This is a genomic window from Streptomyces sp. NPDC051578, from assembly GCF_044454045.1.
GTDB lineage: Bacteria > Actinomycetota > Actinomycetes > Streptomycetales > Streptomycetaceae > Streptomyces.
The window spans coordinates 282,303-298,995 of sequence record NZ_JBITDH010000004.1; the positions used below are offsets into that span (position 1 = coordinate 282,303).

Genomic DNA, 16,693 nt, shown 5'->3' on the forward strand with positions numbered 1-16,693 from the left:
GCCACCGGCCGTTCGGGCGGAAAACCGCTGGCCGGGGGTTCCGCCCCTGCCCGATCATCAGCGGATGATCTTCCGCGCTGCGACCGCAGACCCCACGGACATCGACCGCGCCCTCACCCACCCCGCCGACGGCCCCGTCGAAGCCCTCGCCGCCGACCGCATCCGGGAGGAACTGGCGGCGGGCCGGCTGCGCCCCGAGTGGATCTGGTTCGCGCAGGCCGAGGACGGCGAGGTCCTCGGCCGCGCCCTGTGGTGGGGCCGGGAGGACAGCGAACGGCCCGTCGCGCTCGACTGCCTCCAGGTCCGGGGCGTCGCCGACCCCGCCGCCGTCGCGGCCGGGCTGCTCGCTGCCGGACACGCGGCCTTCGGGACCCTGCCCCTCTACGACCTCTCCCTGCCCCGCGACTGGCGCGCCCGCCCCGACGTCGCCGAGGCCGTCGCCTGGCGCCGGGAGGCCGCGCGGAGGGCCGGCCTGACGAACGGGATCGAGCGCCTGCGCTACGAGTGGACCCCGGCCGCCGGGACCACGGAGCCGACGGGGCGGCTGCGGTTCCGCGAGGGCACGGACGAGGAGTTCGTCGAGGCGTTCGCCCGCGTCTCGGCCGGGAGCCTGGACGTGCACACCCGGACCTCACTGCGTTCCATGGACGCCGGGCAACTGGCCCGTGAAGACGTCGAGTTCTACCTCGACTGCCCGGGCGAACGTTCCTGGTGGCGCCTCGCGGAGCTGCCGGACGGCACCCTGGCCGGGCTGGCCATTCCCTCCGCGACCCCCTACCACCGCAACGTCGGCTACCTCGGTGTCGTACCGGAACAGCGCGGCAAGGGCCTCATCGACGAGGTCCTCGCCGAGATCACCCGCTTCCACGCCGGTCAGGGCGCCCGCCGGGTCACCGCGACGACCGACACCGTCAACGCCCCCATGGCCGCCGCGTTCGACCGCGCCGGGTACGAGGTCACGGAGGTCCGGCTGGTGCTGGAGGCGCCGTCTGCGGCCTGAGCGCAGGACGCGCGTCGTCCGGCCCCGGAAGAGAGGGCCTAACCCGCCTTGGTGGCGTTGCCGAGCACGTTCGTCGGGGTGATGCGCAGGATCACGCGTACGTTCTCCGCGGGCGCCTGCGCGTACTCCCGGCCCCCGCCCGGGCCCAGGTACTCCTCGGCGATCCGGACGGTGACCGCCCGCCCGGCGTCCTCGGAGACCGAGGCGGTGCCGCGGATCTCCGCGTAGAGGTACGGGTTGTTCAGGTCGAAGACGGTCAGGCCGACCCGCGCGTCCCGGGCGATGTTCCGCTCCTTGCGGCGGCCCTGCTCGGTGGAGACCAGCACGTCGTCGCCGTCCCGGATCACCCAGACCACCGAACTCTGCGGTCCCCCATCGGGGTTGAGCGTGGTCAGCACGGCCGGGTGCGGCGCGTCCAGCAGCTTGCGCACGGTGTCGTTCAGCTCAACAGTCATGCAGCCGAGGGTAGTTGGGGCCAGGTGCCGACGCGCCGGGTTTTCGCCGCCCGCGGCGCGACTACCCGAGGTCCGCGCGTCAGCCCCAGGCGATGTTGAGCCACGGGCTTCCCGGGTCGCCCGTCAGCTCGCGGTGCGCGGTGGCCATCTCCTCGTACCACCGCCCGAACTCCTCCTCGTCGAACTGCATGCAGCGCCCGAGTACGAACCCCGCCGACAGCTCCTCCCAGGACCGGTACGCGAGCCGGCACGCCTTTCCGGCCCGCACCACGACGTCCTCGGCCTCGGCGAGCGTCCCGAAGCGGGCACCCACCCCCCAGCGGGCCATCTGGGAGGCCCGGCCGTAGTCCCACGCCTCCACCGACCGCACGTACTTGCCCTCGCCGAGCACGCCGTCCGCCCGGAACCGCTGCTCGTAGCGGGTGATCCGGCCGATGACGCGCTGCACGCCCGCGATCTCGCCCTCCACCTCGGCGGTCGGGCGGGGCTGCGCGACCGTGACCCCGTCGGGGGTCAGCCGGGGCTCGGCGGCACGCTCGGCGTTGGCGCGCAAGGTCGCCTCGGTGGCGTGCCGCCAGTGCTCGATGTCCACGGGCCCGGCGAACTCCTGGGCCAGCGCCTGGCGCACGCGCAGCGCGAACTCCCACACGGGGCTGACCATGTCGGCCCGCAGCAGCCGTTCGGTGGTGACGAGCCACTCCTCGCGGGTGGTGACGCCCCAGCTGTCGCGCAGCGTCTCGCGCTCCTTGGTGTAGCCCTGGCCGTGGTAGGCCAGGGAGTTCCAGAACGTGCCGTTGCGCACGGACAGGTGTGCGCCGCAGGCCAGCCCGAAGGCGACGGGGCCGTGCAGCGGCCCGCCGACGTGGAGGGCGTGGACCTTGCCCTGTTCAAGGCCCACGTAGCGGGGCCGGCGGCCGTCGTGCAGGGCCCAGGTGGCGCGATGGGCGGGGGAGGCGGGCAGGAGGGTCTCGAAGGGGGTTCCGGGGTTCACGGCCAGGAACGGGGGTCCGTCGGGCGGAAAGCTCTCGCAGAACCACCCGAGGTCGACGCTCTCGAAGACGAGCTCGGGAGTGGGAGCGGGCAGCATCCCCTCGGTGAAGACCACGTACGCCTCGGCGCGCGCGTGCGGCAGGTGGACCCGCTGCCGGCGTACCCGGGTGGGGTGGGCGTCCTGGAAGGACCGTTCCTGCGGTACGAAGAGGTCGGCGAGCGCGAGGGCGTCGAAGAACGCCGGCCAGTTCCCGGCGGTCTTGGCCTCTTCCAGCTCTCGTTCTATGGCGCTCGGCGCGGTCCAGGTCCCCATGGAAGAACCCTATCCGTGACCCCCGGGCGCCAGTTCGGGCCTCCCGTGCCCCTGAGGACGGCGCGCGGTCGTCGGACCGGCCTGCGAGGGGGAACCCGCCGCCCCGCCCGATCGTTACGCTCTGTGACGGACGTGCGTCCATCCGGGGTGCGCCCCGGGGTGACGGGGTTCGGGCAGGTCAGACCGGTGATGTACGCGGTTGCGCGGCGTGTCGGCGGCTACGGAGGGGCGGCTCCGGTTGCGCGCGGTGACCGGCTGTCGGTGAGTGGTAGGGGGCGTCACCACCGCCCCGCGTCCTTCCGGACCACACGATCAGCCACATCTCTGAACAGGAGAGAGCCGTTGCACCGCATCACCCGCTACTCCATCCCCGCCGCCCTCTGCGTGACCCTGCTGACCGCCTCCCCGGGCATCGCGGCAGCCGTCTCCTCGCCCGAGCGCCCGCCCGTCACCTTCGCCGGGCAGACCGTTCCCGGCAGTGAGGCGCTGCTCGCCCAGGCGCAGTCGCTCGGCGCCGCCGCCGCAGTGCTCGAACCCGTCACGGACCTGGTCTCGGCGGTGCTGAAGTCGCCGAACGGGAAGGTGTCGGAGGCCGACCTGGCCGAGGTCAAGAAGCAGCTGGAGCCCGCGTTCGCGGGGCTGCGCCAGAGCCTGCCGGAGTCGGCGAAGCCGCTGCCGGCCCCCGTGCCGGCGAACCCGGCGATGGCGAAGCCGGTGGTGGCCAAGCCCGCCGACCCGCCGGCCGACCCGGCTGCGAAGCCCCCGGTCGCACAGCCGCCCGTCGCGCAGCCTCCGGTCGCGCAGCCGGCCAAGCCTCCGGTCGCGCAGCCGCCCGTCGCGCAGCCCGCGAAGCCTCCGGTCGCGGAGCCGGCGAAGCCTCCGGTCGCGCAGCCGCCCGTTGCGCAGCCCGCGAAGCCTCCGGTCGCGGAGCCGGCGAAGCCGCCGGTCGCCGAGCCGGCCAAGCCTCCGGTCGCGCAGCCCGCGAACCCGGCCGCCCCCGTGGCGAAGCCCCCGGTCGCCGAGCCGGCCAAGCCGCCCGTCGCGCAGCCTCCGGTCGCCCAGCCCGCGAACCCGGCCGCCCCGGCCGCCAAGCCCCCCGTCGCGCAGCCCGTGAACCCGGCTGCCCCGGCCGCCCCCATGGCGAAGCCCCCGGTCGCGACTCCGGTCACCGCGCCGAAGGCCGCTCCCGTCGACAAGGCCGGCGCCGCCGTCGACAAGCTCAAGGCCTCCGTCGACGGCCTCCTCAAGGTCGCCGAGACCGGCAGCGGCCCCGCCGACGCCAAGGCCAAGGCCGACATGGTCGTGACCGACCTGGGCGCCGTCCTCCTCGCCCTGGTCAACGGTTCGGGCCAGCAGAAGGCGCCCACCGCCTGAGCGGCTCCCCCAGAACCCTGCGTCCCCGGCGCCCTTCGCGCGCCGGGGACGCAGCGGTGCCCGCCCCCGCCCCCGCCGGGGCCCGCACCGTACGACCCCCGTGCCACCGCGCGACCGCGCGGCCCCTCTTGACGCCCCCCTGCGCCAGGGAGACGCTCCCGGGTCTCGCCCGCATCCGAACGGGCGATCGCACTCTGGGGGGCCGGTATGCCGCAGGAGTCCGTGCGGACCGCGGGGGAGCTGCGCGCGCGGCTCGCGGAGCTGGGGGCGCGCTGGTCCGTCAGCGAGCACCTCGCCGACGGAGAGCCGCTCCCGCGCCCCTCCCTCGGCCTGGCCGGCCCGTCGCGCCCGACGACCGCGGCCGAGGCGGGAACCGTGGATCTGCGGGCGCTGATCGGGCACGTGAGCGGCAACCCCCGCCTGACCCGGCGCAGGGCGGCGCACGGCTTGCTGCCGGGCACCGGCACCGGCACCGGCACCGGCAGGGGCGGGGCGACGGCGGGCGCGCTGCCGACGGCCGTGGACTGGCGCGAGCGGTGGGGGTGGCGGTGGATCACCCGGGTGAAGGACCAGAACCCGTGCGAGTCCGGCTGGGCCTTCGCGGCGGCCGGCCTGGTGGAGTCCATGGCCCGTATCGAGCACCACGTGTGGGCCGTGCGGTCCGAGGGGGACGTGCGCGACGGGCTGCGGCTGACCTGCGGCCAGGGCTGCGACCCGGAGACCGCGCTCGACTGGATCCGGGACAACGGCGGCCTCGCGGACCCCGACTGCCGGCCCTACACCGTCCCGCCGCCCGGTCTGCCCGCCGAGCGGCGCGCCGCCTGGGGCTCCGAGTACACGCCGAGCTGGGACCGGTCGGGCCGGACGGTACGGATCACGGACTACGTACGGCTCGGTGACGTCGGGCAGCAGAAGGTGTGGCTGGACACGGTCGGCCCGCTGACCGCCTGCCTCGAGGTGTACGAGGACTTCTTCGGGCTCGGCTCCGGCGTGTACCACCGCACGAGCGGCCGACGGGTGGGCGGACACTGCGTGCTGGTCGTCGGCTACGACGACGCGGCCGGGTGCTGGCTGTTCAAGAACTCCTGGGGCGCGCTTCACCACACCGGCGGCTACGGGCGGATCGCGTACGGCGAGGCCCGCGTCGACCACTGGGCCAAGTGCGGTCTGACCGGCACCAACATCGACCCGTGGAGCAAGCGCCGACTGCACGCGGGGAACGTCTACGAGAGCGGCAACGGCCGCGGCCACCGCAACTTCGAACTCGCGGCGGCGACGGGTGACGGCAGCCTGCGGCACTGGTGGCGCGAGGGCGAAGCACCCTTCGCGTGGACCCCCGCCAAGACCTACGCCCACGACGCCTCCGGCCAGCCCGCCTTCACGGGCACCACCTTCAACCGGAACACGGAGTCCTTGCACGTCACCACCGGCGGCCGGCTGCGTCACTGGTACTACGAGCAGTCCGGCGGTGCCTGGCGCGACGGCGGCGCCTTCGGGCCGGGGGACGCGGCGATCGGCTCCACCCCGGCCTTCATCCAGAGCGACTACGGCAAGCCCGGCAACTTCGAGGTGGTGGTCCGCACCGTCGACGGACGCCTGAACCACTGGTGGCGCATCAACGGAGCGCCCTGGACCTGGCACGACGGCGGCCGGTTCGCCTCCGGCATCGCCCACTTCGGGCCCGCGCTGGTCCAGACCCGCTCCCGTCACCTGGACCTCGTCGCGACGCGGACGGACGGCCGGATGCAGCTGTGGTGGCGCGACGACCACGACGGCTTCGCCTGGCGTCCCGGCGAGGTGTTCGGCCGTGCGATCACCTCGGCCCCCTGCCTGATCGAGGCGCAGTACGGGTCCACCGACGAACGGACCGCGGGGAACTACGAGTTGTGCGTCGTCGCGGCGGGCGGCCGGGTCGAGCACTGGTGGCGGGGCAACGCGGGAGGCGGCGCCTGGACCCGTGGCGCGGTCTTCGGGCGGGACGCGCTCGCCGTCACGGGGATGCTCCAGGGCAGTTTCGGGTTCGGCCTGGAGGTGATCGTCCTGCGCACCGACCGCCTGCTCCAGCACTACCGCCGCGACGACTCGGGCCGCTGGCACGCCGGGCCGATCATCGGCCCGGCCTGAGCCGCGCACCCTGCCGTCCGCACCCTGCCATCCGCACCCGGCCGTCCGCACCCGGCCGTCCGCATCCTGGACGGCCAGGACTCTTGTACGGCTCATGTATCTATCCTGTGCGCATGACTTCCGCGCCCCCGGTCGTGACCGCCGCCGACCGCGTCTACCAGCACGTCAAACAGGGGGTGCTGGGCCGCCGCTACGAGGGCGGCGTACTCCTCACCGAGGGCGAGGTCGCCGAGGCCGTCGGCGTGTCCCGGACGCCGGTGCGCGAGGCACTGCTGCGCCTGGAGACCGAGGGGCTGCTCAAGCTGTACCCGAAGAAGGGCGCGCTGGTGCTGCCGGTCTCCGCGCAGGAGATCGCCGACGTCATCGAAACCCGGCTGCTGGTCGAGGAGTTCACCGTCCGCAAGGCGGTACCCGCCCCGCCCGGCCTGCTGGAGCGGCTCGCCGGCCTCATCGGGGAGCAGCGCCGGCACGCCGCCGACGGGGACCTGGTCGCGCTGATGGCCGCCGACCGGGCCTTTCACGCCGAGATCGTCCGCAACGCCGGGAACCGGATCCTGGACCGGCTCTACGACCAGCTGCGCGACCGGCAGTTGCGGATGGGCGTGGCTCTGCTGCACGCCCACCCCGACCGGGTGGAGCGGACGCTGGCCGAGCACGCCGAGATCCTGGACGCCCTGCGCGCCGGGGAGCCGGAGACGGCCGCCGCCGCCGTACGGGCGCACGTGGGCCGGGTCGACGCACTGGTGCGCGGGGCCGGCCGATGAGCGCGCCCACCGGGCCGCCCCGCCCGCCCCTGGATCCCCCCGGCGGGCGCCGGGCCCTCGCCGTCTGGGCGATCGGGGTCGCCGTCTACTTCGTCGCGGTGATCTTCCGTACCAGCCTGGGCGTGGCCGGGCTGGACGCCGCCGACCGCTTTCACGTCAACGCGTCGGCGCTCGCCACCTTCTCCATCCTCCAACTGCTGGTCTACGCGGGCATGCAGATACCCGTCGGGCTGCTGGTGGACCGGCTCGGCACCAAGCGGGTCCTGACGATGGGGGCGGTGCTGTTCACCGTCGGACAGCTCGGCTTCGCGCTGGCGCCCTCCTACGGGACGGCGCTGGCCGCGCGCGCCCTGCTGGGCTGCGGCGACGCCATGACCTTCATCTCCGTGCTGCGGCTCGGCACGCGCTGGTTCCCGGCCCGGCGCGCGCCGCTGATGGCGCAGCTGGCCGGACTGGTGGGCATGGCGGGCAACCTCGTCTCCACGCTGGTGCTGGCGCCGGCCCTGCACGGGCTCGGCTGGGTGCCCGCCTTCGCGGGCAGTTCGGCGGCGGGGCTCCTCGTACTGGTGCCGCTGGTGCTGTTCCTGCGGGACCACCCGGAGGGGCACGCGCCTCAGCCCGCGGCGCGCGCCGGCGGAGGCGGGTTCGTACGCCGTCAGATAGCCGAGTCCTGGCGGGAGCCGGGAACCCGGCTCGGGCTGTGGGTGCACTTCACGACGCAGTTCCCGGCGATGGTGTTCCTGCTGCTGTGGGGGATGCCGTTCCTCGTCGAGGCGCAGGGGCTGTCGCGGGGCACCGCGGGCGGCCTGATGACGTTGATCGTCGTCGCGAACATGGGGTTCGGGCTGCTGTACGGGCAGCTCGTCGGCCGCCGTCAGGGCGCGCGGATCCCGCTGGCGCTGGGCACGGTCGCGGCCACCGCCGCGCTGTGGGGAGCGGTGCTGGCCTACCCGGGCGAGCGGGCGCCGATGTGGCTGCTGACCACGCTGTGCGTGGTGCTGGGAGCCTGTGGACCGGCCTCGATGATCGGCTTCGACTTCGCCCGACCCGCCAACCCGGCGGAACGTCAGGGAACCGCCTCGGGCATCACCAACATGGGTGGTTTCCTCGCGTCCATGACGACGCTGCTCGCGGTGGGCGTGCTGCTCGACGCCACCGGCGACGACTACCGGATCGCCTTCTCGTCGGTGTTCTTCCTGGAGGCGCTGGGCCTGTCCCAGATCCTGCGCCTGCGCCCCGCCGCCCTGGCCCGCGAACGCCTCCCGCTCCCGGCGCCGGACCCGCAGCCGCTGGTCCCGGCCCGCGCCCGTACGTAGGGCGGCGCGGGCCGGTGGCGGCTACGGGGTGACGGCGAAGCGCGTCAGGATGGCCTGCGCCAGGGCGACGTCGCCCTCGACCTTCACCCGGTCCGCGACCGCGTGCGGCCGTACCCGCCCCGCCGCGAGCCGCACGTACGTCTGCCAGTCCATCGCCAGCGTCACCGCCGGACCCAGCGAGGGTGCCTTGTCCAGCGTGCCCCGCCCCTGCGCGTCCACCCGTACGGTCCGCATGAACTCCAGCTCCCCGTGGACGTCGAGCACCACGGCCGAGTTCGGGGGCGCGCCCGCCTCCTTCGCGACCACCTTCGCCAACCCGGCCAGCAGGATGTCCCGCGCCACGTACGCGCCGGGCGAGTCCCAGTTCCCCGGTACGCCGAGCGCCGCCCGCAGGTCCTGTTCGTGGGTCCACACGTCGAACGCCCGCAGCCGCAGCGCGAACTCCAGCGGCACCTGGTCACCCAGCGGGCCCCGCACCAGCGTGGCTGGATCCCGCTTCTCGTTGCGGAGCTGGCGCTGGCGCCGGATGATCGTGTACTCCAGCTCGGAGGTCATCTCCGGGGCGGTGTGGTGGCGCCGGACGTCAACCTGCACCTCCATGTACCGGGTGAACTCGTCCACGACGTGGCGCAGGTCGCGCGGCAGCGTGTGGATCGGCCGCGGGTCGCCGAGCTGCTCGCACTCGATGCCGATGATGTGTGACACCACGTCACGGACCGACCAGCCGGGACAGGGAGTGGTCCGGTTCCACTCGCCCTCCGACAGGGGGAGGACCAGCTCGGATATCGCCTCGATGGAATGGGTCCACGCATCGGCATAGGGCTGGAGGCTGGGATGGACGGTCAACGGGACCCCTCGCGTGCTGTTCAGTGGCGCGTTGTGGACTGTGCCCAAAAGTACGCTGCCGGTGAGCACCCCGGCAGCGCTTTCGTGTGACGATCGTAGGCCCGAGCTGACGGACGCAATGCAAGGACGGTGGTAGTGTGCGCGCCTCTCTGATCCAAGTCGCGGTGAACGAGGGCGAGTCGGTCTCTTCCCGGCGCGCCCGCGTGGCCGATCTCGTACGGGAGCAGTCCGCCTCCGACCTCGTCGTGCTGCCGGAACTGTGGACGGTCGGCGCGTTCGCCTACGAGCAGTTCGAGACCGAGGCGGAGCCGCTGGACGGCCCGACGTACGAGGCGATGTCCAAGGCCGCGAGCGACGCCGGGGTCTGGCTCCACGCCGGCTCGGTCGTGGAGCGCGCCGGCGACGGGTCGCTGTACAACACCGCGCTGGTGATCTCCCCGGCCGGTGAGCTCGCCGCCAGCTACCGCAAGATCCACCGCTTCGGCTTCGACCAGGGCGAGGCGGTGCTGATGGCCGCCGGGGACACCCTGACCACGGTGACCCTGCCGGAGCAGACGCTCGGCATCGCCACCTGCTACGACCTGCGGTTCCCCGAGATGTTCCGCGGCCTGGTCGACGCCGGGGCCACGACGATGGTCGTCGCCGCGGGCTGGCCGGCCCGCCGCCGCGCCCACTGGACGCTGCTGAACCGGGCCCGCGCCGTGGAGGACCAGGCGTACGTACTGGCCTGCGGGCTGGCCGGCACCCACGCGGGCGTCGAGCAGGCCGGACACAGCCTGGTCGTGGACCCGTGGGGCGAGGTGCTCGCGGAGGCCGGCCCGGGCGAGGACGTGCTCACGGTGGAACTGGATCCGGCGAGGGTCGCGGACACGCGGGAGCAGTTCCCCGCGTTGAAGGACCGCCGCCTAGGGCGCTGAGGCGGCGGTTGGCGGAGCGGCCGCGGGGTAGGCGGGCGACGACGGAGCATGAGGCGGAGCAGGGGGGCGGGTGCCATGTCGCAGGAGTCCGAAGCCGTGGAGGCCATGGTGGAGGCGGCACTGGAGCCGCACGAACCGTCCCCCGGCGAGATCGAGGCCCGCGACCGGGTACGGGCCGAGGCCACCGGCATGACCCACCACCAGACGGCGGCCGCCCTGGAGCGGGCCGAGGACGCCGTCGCGGGCGGGGACGGCGCCGACGCCGATGCGTCCACCCGCGCCGCCCTGGCGGAATGGCGGCGGATCACCGACCTCCTCGCGGACCACGGCGGCCCGTACACCCCGGAGGCCGACCCCTACGCACAGGGCCAGTTGAGCGCGCGCGGCCGCTGACCGGGCCACCACCGGGACGGTTACCGCCGGCCGGGCCACCGCCGCCGATCCGGCGACCGCCGCCGGCCGGGCCACCGCTGCCGCGACCGCCGCCGATCCGGCTACCGCTCCTCCCGCTCCTTCTCGGCCATCCGGATCACGCACACGGCGACGGCGATCAGCAGCGCCGCGTCCGCGTCCTCCCGCACCACGTCCACCGCGTACGTCTCGCGGACCCGGAACCACTGGCGGGAGACCAGCGCGAGCAGCTCGCCGTCGTACTCGACCTTGAACTCGCGGTCGAGGATCCGCCCGCTGACGTCGAGTTCGGTGCCCTCGGCCAGGGTGACCAGGTAGTGGTTGCGCAGCAGGGACAGCCGCTTCTTGCGGATCACGGCCAGCCGGCGGTCGTCCCGCTCCAGGGTCATCGCGTCGCGGAAGGCGAGCCACTTCTCCCGCAGGGTGATCAGGATCCGCCCGTCGCGGTCCTTGAGCTCCAGGGTGTCGCGCAGCCGCAGGGCCTTGCCGTCGACGAGGAAGGCCTGGCGGCCTTCCTCGTCCTCGATCCAGTAGTCGTCCCCGATGGCCAGCACTTTGTCCCGTACGAGGTATTTCATGGCCTGATCCGTGCCCGCGATAGGTTGCCGCCATGCCTCTGCTCTTTGTCACCGACCTGACGTACCCGGCGCGCGGCCGCCGCTACTGCGACGAGGACATATTCCTCACCGGACGGCTGCGCGAGCACTTCCCGCTGGCCCTGTGCCACCCGCGCGACGCCGAAGCGCTGATGGGCGGCTTCGACGCGGTCGTGGTCCGCAACAGCGGCCCGGTCCTGCACTACCAGGAGGCCTACGACGCCTTCCGCACCGCCGCCCTCGCCCGCGGCGCCCGCGTCTACAACCCGCTGACGGGACGGGGAGACATGGCGGGCAAGCAGTACCTGCCGGACCTGACGGCGGCCGGTTACCCGGTGATCCCGACGGTCGACGACCCGGCGCACCTGCACCTGCTGCCGCGGGTCCCGCAGTACGCGGTGAAGCCCAAGCAGGGCGCGGACTCCATCGGCCTCACCTTCACGGCGGACCCCTCCACCGCCGAACCGGGCCGGACCCTGATCCAGCCGCGGATCGACTTCGCGTACGAGGTGTCGTTCTACTTCGTGGACGACGCCTTCCAGTACGCCCTGTACGCCCCGGACCCCGAGCGCCGCTGGGAGCTGGAGCCCTACGAGCCGGCCCCGGCGGACCTGGCCTTCGCCCGCGCCTTCGTCGAGTGGAACACCCTCACGCACGGCATCCAGCGCGTGGACGCCTGCCGCACCCCCTCCGGAGACCTCCTCCTGGTCGAACTGGAGGACCTCAACCCCTACCTGTCCCTCCACCTCGTCCCGACGGACGTCCAGGACGCCTTCGTCACCGCCCTCGCCCGCTCCCTGGACGCCTTCCTGTCCTAGGCCGGACAGGACCTAGCGCTCGCTGGTGTCGAGGTGCAGGCCGAACGGCTCCGGCAGCCGCACAGCCGTCCCGAACGGGTGCGGCCCGTCGACCCCGGCGTAACCGAGCCGCCCGGGCTCGGAGAACAGGGTGACGGTCTTGTCCAACCGGTCGACCAGCAGGTAGAGCGGCGCGCCGTACTCGGCGTACCGCTTGCGCTTGACGACGCGATGGGTCTCGGCGTTGGACTCCGAGGTCACTTCGACGATCAGCAGGGTCTGGTCGGGGAGGAGGGCGCCGCCGCCTTTTGCCAATTCCTTGGGGGCGACCGCGAGGTCCGGGACGTACCAGTTCGCCGAGCCGGGTAGGTCCAGATTGCCCGAGCCGGTCACACAGCCCAGTTCCCTGACCCGCGGTTTGATCTGATCGCGGATCTCCTCGGCCGCGTTCTCGTGATCCCAGTTCGGCGTCACGTTGCTGATGACCCCTTCAAGGATCTCGGTGCGGTCGCCGTTGTGGTGCTGGATGGCGTACTTCAGGGCACGCTCGGGATCGATGCCCTCGCCGGGTCGTACGCGGTCGTCATGCCGGACGCCTCCTTCGCTGCCTGCGGACAGCCTGCCACGCGGCTCGACCGGGCGGCGTCACCCCCGGGGGTGCACCTGGGCGGGGATGGCAAGCTTGAAGGATGAACGATGCTGCTCCGGCGCACACCCCCGCGCCCGCAACCCGCCGTGCCCGCGTCCGTGCCCCCGAGCTGATCGGCAAGGGGGGCTGGCTCAACACCGGCGGGAAGGACCTGACGCTCGCCGACTTCCGAGGTCGCATCTTGATCTTGGATTTTTGGACCTTCTGCTGCATCAACTGCCTGCACGTCCTGGACGAGCTGCGCGAGCTGGAGGAGAAGCACCGCGACACCGTGGTGATCGTCGGCGTGCACTCGCCGAAGTTCGCGCACGAGGCCGAGCACGCGGCCGTCGTGGACGCCGTCGAGCGGTACGAGGTGCACCACCCCGTCCTGGACGACCCCGAGCTCGCCACCTGGAAGCAGTACGCCGTACGCGCGTGGCCCACGCTCGTGGTGATCGACCCCGAGGGGTACGTCGTCGCCCAGCACGCCGGTGAGGGGCACGCGCACGCCATCGAGCGGCTGGTGGCGGAGCTGGAGGCCGAGCACGCCGCCAAGGGGACCCTGCGGCGCGGGGACGGGCCGTACGTGGCGCCCGAGCCCGTGGCGAGCGACCTGCGGTTCCCCGGGAAGGCGCTGCTGCTGCCCTCGGGGAACTTCCTGGTGTCGGACTCCACCCGGCACCAGCTGGTGGAGCTCGGCGCCGACGGGGAGAGCGTCGTACGGCGCATCGGCAGCGGCGAGCGCGGGTTCACCGCCGACAGCTTCAGCGAGCCCCAGGGCCTCGCGCTGCTGCCCGACGGCAGGGTCGTCGTCGCCGACACCGTCAACCACGCGCTGCGCACGTACGACCCCGCCACCGGGGCCGTGGAGACCGTCGCCGGGACGGGCCGCCAGTGGTGGCAGGGATCGGCCACCTCCGGGCCCGCCCTGGAGGTCGACCTGTCCTCGCCCTGGGACGTGGCGTGGTGGCAGGGCAAGGTGTGGATCGCCATGGCGGGCGTGCACCAGCTGTGGACCTGGGACCCCGGGACGGGGACCGTGGGCGTGGCCGCCGGCACGACCAACGAGGGGCTCGTGGACGGGCCCGCCGCCGAGGCCTGGTTCGCGCAGCCGTCCGGGCTGGCCGCCACCGAGGACCGGCTGTGGGTCGCCGACTCCGAGACCAGCGCGCTGAGGTACCTGGAACGCGAGGGCGAGGAGTACGTCGTACGGACCGCCGTCGGCACCGGACTCTTCGACTTCGGGCACCGCGACGGCGACGCCGCCCAGGCCCTGCTCCAGCACCCCCTCGGGGTGACCGCGCTGCCCGACGGCTCGGTCGCGGTCTGCGACACGTACAACCACGCGCTGCGCCGCTTCGACCCGGCGGCGGAGGAGGTGTCCACCCTCGCCACCGACCTGCGCGAGCCCAGCGACGCCGTCCTCGTCGGCGGGGACATCGTGGTCGTGGAGTCGGCCCGGCACCGCCTGACGCGGCTGCGCCTGCCCGAGGAGGCCGTGCGGGTCGACGCGGTCGCCCACCGTACGCAGCGCGCCGCCACCGAGGTCGCGCCGGGCACGCTCCGCCTCGACGTGGTCTTCCAGGCGCCGAGCGGGCAGAAGCTCGACACCCGCTACGGGCCCTCGACCCGCCTCCTGGTCTCCTCGACCCCGCCCGGGCTGCTGCTGGCGGGCGAGGGCCCGGGGACGGACCTGTTCCGCGACCTGACGCTGAACCCGGAGGTCACCGAAGGCGTGCTGCACGTCTCGGCGATGGCCGCGTCCTGCGACGACGATCCGGCCAACGAGTACCCGGCCTGCCATGTCCACCAGCAGGACTGGGGCGTCCCGGTGACCGTCACCGCCGACGGGACCGCCCGCCTCCCCCTCGTCCTCGCCGGGATGGACGCGTAGGGGACACGGCCCCCGCCCCGCGGGGCGGGGGCCGGCGCTCAGCCCTCCAGGAACGCCACCAGCGCGTTGGCCAGCAGGAACGGGTCGTCGGCGCCGCACAGTTCGCGGGCGCTGTGCATCGACAGGATCGCCACGCCGATGTCCACGGTCTGGATGCCGTGCCGGGCGGCCGTGATGGGGCCGATCGTCGTACCGCACGGCATCGAGTTGTTGGAGACGAACGTCTGCCACGGCACCCCGGCCCGCTCGCAGGCGCCCGCGAACACCGCGCGCCCGCTGCCGTCGGTGGCGTAGCGCTGGTTGACGTTGACCTTGAGGATCGGGCCGCCGTTGGCGCGCGGGTGGTGCGTCGGGTCGTGCCGCTCACCGTAGTTGGGGTGCACGGCGTGGCCCGTGTCCGAGGACAGGCAGATGGTGCCCGCGAAGGCGCGCGCCCGGTCCTCGTAGGAGCCGCCGCGCGAGAAGACAGAACGTTCCAGCACGTTGCCCAGCAGCGGGCCGTCCGCGCCGGTGTCCGACTGCGAGCCGTTCTCCTCGTGGTCGAAGGCGGCCAGCACCGGGATGTGGTCGAGCTTCGCGTTCCCCGAACCGGACCCGGCGACGGCCGCCAGCGCCGCGACGCCCGCGTGCACCGACAGCAGGTTGTCCATGCGCGGTCCGGCCAGCAGCTCGCGGTCGCGGCCCAGGTACGCGGGCGGCTCGATCGAGTGGACCATCAGGTCCCAGCCGGCCACCGAGCCCTGGGGCAGGCCCTCTTCCTCCTCCAGGAACGCGATCAGGTCGCCCTCCTGGACCTCGCCCAGGCCCCAGATCGGCTGCATGTGGCGCTGCTTGTCGAGCTTGAGCCCGTCGGTGTTCACCGACCGGTCCAGGTGCACGGCGAGTTGGGGCACGCGCAGCAACGCCCGGTCCACGTTCACCAGCCGCTCGCTGCCGTCGCGCAGCGTCAGCCGGCCGGCCAGGCCGAGGTCGCGGTCCAGCCAGGTGTTGAGCAGCGTCCCGCCGTAGATCTCGACCGCGATCTGCCGCCAACCCTGTGAGCCCGTGTCAGGGACCGGCTTGACGCGCAGGTTCGGGGAGTCGGTGTGGGCGCCGATGATGCGGAACGGGGTGTGCGCGGCGGCGCCTTCCGGTACGTACCAGGCGATGATCGCACCGCCGCGGAGTACGAACCTGCCCCCCGTACCCGAGTCCCAGGCGTCCGATTCCGACAGCTGCCTGAAACCGGCCTTTTCCAGCCGCTCGGCCACGTTGGCCACGGCATGGTACGGCGACGGACTGGCCGTCAGGAAGGCCATCAGGTCGTCGGTGTGGCCGCGGTCGAAGTGGGCGGGAGAGGTCATGTGGTTCACCTTAACGACGGTCGTGTTCGCCATGGCCGGACTGCGGCGGATAGCGGAAAGGTCAGGGCGACGCGGGGTGTGTGGCCCGCGGTCCCGTCGTTTTCAGCCCGGCGGACGCTCGAATCTGCGCTGTAGCTGCCGCCGCTCGCCCCGGCGGATGCGCGGGAGCATCTCGGGGGTCTGCGAAGGGCGCTGCGCGCGTCTTTTGCGTCCGGCGCAGAAGATACAGGCCTCACCCGGCGGCGCATCGGGGTCGATCGGCGCTCCGGGGTGTTCGGAGCACCCGGAGGCGTTGCGGGGGCGGGACAGTTCCCGGGCGACGATGAAGGCGCGGTGCAGGTCGTCCGCGATCCGTACGAAGTCCGCGGCGGGCGAGGAGATGCCGAGGTGGAAGCGCTGGTCCTCGATCGTACGGAGGTACCCCCGCAGCAGTTCGTGCGTGTACGGGGGCTCGGGCACCGGGTATCCCAGTCGGCGCTGCTGCCCGGGGACCGGGGCGGCGGGACCAGGGCGCCCGCCGTGCCGGCGCATGCCGAGCCGTCGCCGGTCGTTGCAGATCAGGCAGCGGCCCCAGCCGTCGGGCGCCTCGGGGTCGAGGGCGCCGTTGGGGTGCTCGGGGCAGCCGGTGTAGCTCTTGGCGGGGGCCAGGCCGGCGGCGGTCTGGAACGCGGTGTAGAGCGCGTCGGCGAGGCCCTCGTACTCGGCGGGGTGGGAGCCGTCGTACAGCTCCCGGGCGTGGTCGCCGAGGCTGCCCAGCATCGCTTGCAGCTCCTTGAGGGCGTACGGCCGCCCGGTGGGGACGGAGTACCCCCTGCCGTTGCCGTGCTGATCCTGTGGCGTCATGCCTAGAGCGTCCCACGGCCGACTGACAAGCAGGGAATGCGCAGGTCGTGGGCCCCCGAACACGCCCCTGACCACACCC

16 protein-coding genes are annotated in these 16,693 nt (G+C 73.4%); 9 read left to right on the forward strand and 7 right to left on the reverse strand.

The genetic code is table 11. From position 1 onward, the window contains the following. Nucleotides 1–64 precede the first annotated feature (64 nt). The gene (locus ACIA6C_RS20415; RefSeq protein ID WP_399277678.1) at nt 65–1,000 is read left to right on the forward strand and encodes a GNAT family N-acetyltransferase; all 936 of its coding nucleotides are present in this window, start codon (nt 65–67) and stop codon (nt 998–1,000) included. A gap of 38 nt (nt 1,001–1,038) precedes the next feature. Here ACIA6C_RS20415 and ACIA6C_RS20420 read toward each other — a convergent pair whose 3' ends face one another. Together ACIA6C_RS20420 and ACIA6C_RS20425 are read right to left on the reverse strand one after the other, a co-directional pair. Next, entirely contained in the window at nt 1,039–1,455 is a 417-nt protein-coding gene (locus ACIA6C_RS20420) for a PPOX class F420-dependent oxidoreductase (RefSeq protein ID WP_366083384.1), read from the reverse strand. Between the two features lie 79 nt (nt 1,456–1,534). Beyond that, entirely contained in the window at nt 1,535–2,758 is a 1,224-nt protein-coding gene (locus ACIA6C_RS20425) for a DUF1266 domain-containing protein (RefSeq protein ID WP_399277680.1), read from the reverse strand. A gap of 342 nt (nt 2,759–3,100) precedes the next feature. Here ACIA6C_RS20425 and ACIA6C_RS20430 point away from each other — a divergent pair, with 342 nt between their 5' ends. The 4 genes from ACIA6C_RS20430 to ACIA6C_RS20445 all read left to right on the forward strand — a co-directional run bounded on the left by ACIA6C_RS20430 (nt 3,101) and on the right by ACIA6C_RS20445 (nt 8,336). Further along, complete coding sequence (locus ACIA6C_RS20430) at nt 3,101–4,132, forward strand: hypothetical protein (RefSeq protein WP_399277682.1); 1,032 nt, start codon at nt 3,101–3,103, stop codon at nt 4,130–4,132. A 207-nt stretch (nt 4,133–4,339) separates the two neighbouring features. Beyond that, entirely contained in the window at nt 4,340–6,256 is a 1,917-nt protein-coding gene (locus ACIA6C_RS20435) for a C1 family peptidase (protein ID WP_399277684.1), read from the forward strand. A 113-nt stretch (nt 6,257–6,369) separates the two neighbouring features. Further along, nucleotides 6,370–7,020: a GntR family transcriptional regulator gene (locus ACIA6C_RS20440; RefSeq protein ID WP_399277686.1), complete on the forward strand. Its 651-nt coding sequence runs from the start codon at nt 6,370–6,372 to the stop codon at nt 7,018–7,020. Continuing rightward, a complete protein-coding gene (locus ACIA6C_RS20445; protein WP_399277688.1) occupies nt 7,017–8,336 on the forward strand; it encodes a nitrate/nitrite transporter in 1,320 nt (439 codons plus the stop codon). Before ACIA6C_RS20440 ends, ACIA6C_RS20445 begins: the two co-directional genes overlap by 4 nt. A 21-nt stretch (nt 8,337–8,357) precedes the next feature. Here ACIA6C_RS20445 and ACIA6C_RS20450 read toward each other — a convergent pair whose 3' ends face one another. Further along, complete coding sequence (locus ACIA6C_RS20450) at nt 8,358–9,182, reverse strand: maleylpyruvate isomerase family mycothiol-dependent enzyme (protein ID WP_399277691.1); 825 nt, start codon at nt 9,180–9,182, stop codon at nt 8,358–8,360. 137 nt (nt 9,183–9,319) lie between these two features. On the opposite strand from ACIA6C_RS20450, the gene ACIA6C_RS20455 reads away from it, so the two are divergent. Beyond that, entirely contained in the window at nt 9,320–10,099 is a 780-nt protein-coding gene (locus ACIA6C_RS20455) for a carbon-nitrogen family hydrolase (protein ID WP_399277693.1), read from the forward strand. Nucleotides 10,100–10,174: 75 nt separating this feature from the next. Further along, nucleotides 10,175–10,492, forward strand: coding sequence for a hypothetical protein (locus ACIA6C_RS20460; protein ID WP_361130568.1), 318 nt, complete (start codon nt 10,175–10,177; stop codon nt 10,490–10,492). Between the two features lie 101 nt (nt 10,493–10,593). Here ACIA6C_RS20460 and ACIA6C_RS20465 read toward each other — a convergent pair whose 3' ends face one another. Continuing rightward, nucleotides 10,594–11,088 (reverse strand): LURP-one-related family protein, encoded by a 495-nt coding sequence (locus ACIA6C_RS20465; RefSeq protein ID WP_366081355.1) that lies wholly within the window; start codon nt 11,086–11,088, stop codon nt 10,594–10,596. Nucleotides 11,089–11,120: 32 nt separating this feature from the next. Between ACIA6C_RS20465 and ACIA6C_RS20470 the strand changes: the two genes are divergently transcribed. After that, entirely contained in the window at nt 11,121–11,924 is an 804-nt protein-coding gene (locus ACIA6C_RS20470; protein WP_399277697.1) for a hypothetical protein, read from the forward strand. Nucleotides 11,925–11,936: 12 nt separating this feature from the next. Here ACIA6C_RS20470 and ACIA6C_RS20475 read toward each other — a convergent pair whose 3' ends face one another. Beyond that, nucleotides 11,937–12,521 (reverse strand): Uma2 family endonuclease, encoded by a 585-nt coding sequence (locus tag ACIA6C_RS20475; RefSeq protein ID WP_399278015.1) that lies wholly within the window; start codon nt 12,519–12,521, stop codon nt 11,937–11,939. A 71-nt stretch (nt 12,522–12,592) separates the two neighbouring features. Here ACIA6C_RS20475 and ACIA6C_RS20480 point away from each other — a divergent pair, with 71 nt between their 5' ends. Further along, on the forward strand, nt 12,593–14,428 hold the full coding sequence (locus ACIA6C_RS20480; RefSeq protein ID WP_399277699.1) for an NHL domain-containing thioredoxin family protein: 1,836 nt from the start codon (nt 12,593–12,595) through the stop codon (nt 14,426–14,428). A gap of 38 nt (nt 14,429–14,466) precedes the next feature. Here ACIA6C_RS20480 and ACIA6C_RS20485 read toward each other — a convergent pair whose 3' ends face one another. Beyond that, nucleotides 14,467–15,771: a M18 family aminopeptidase gene (locus tag ACIA6C_RS20485; RefSeq protein ID WP_399277701.1), complete on the reverse strand. Its 1,305-nt coding sequence runs from the start codon at nt 15,769–15,771 to the stop codon at nt 14,467–14,469. Nucleotides 15,772–15,873: 102 nt separating this feature from the next. Further along, nucleotides 15,874–16,614, reverse strand: coding sequence for a hypothetical protein (locus tag ACIA6C_RS20490; RefSeq protein WP_399277703.1), 741 nt, complete (start codon nt 16,612–16,614; stop codon nt 15,874–15,876). Nucleotides 16,615–16,693: the final 79 nt, after the last annotated feature.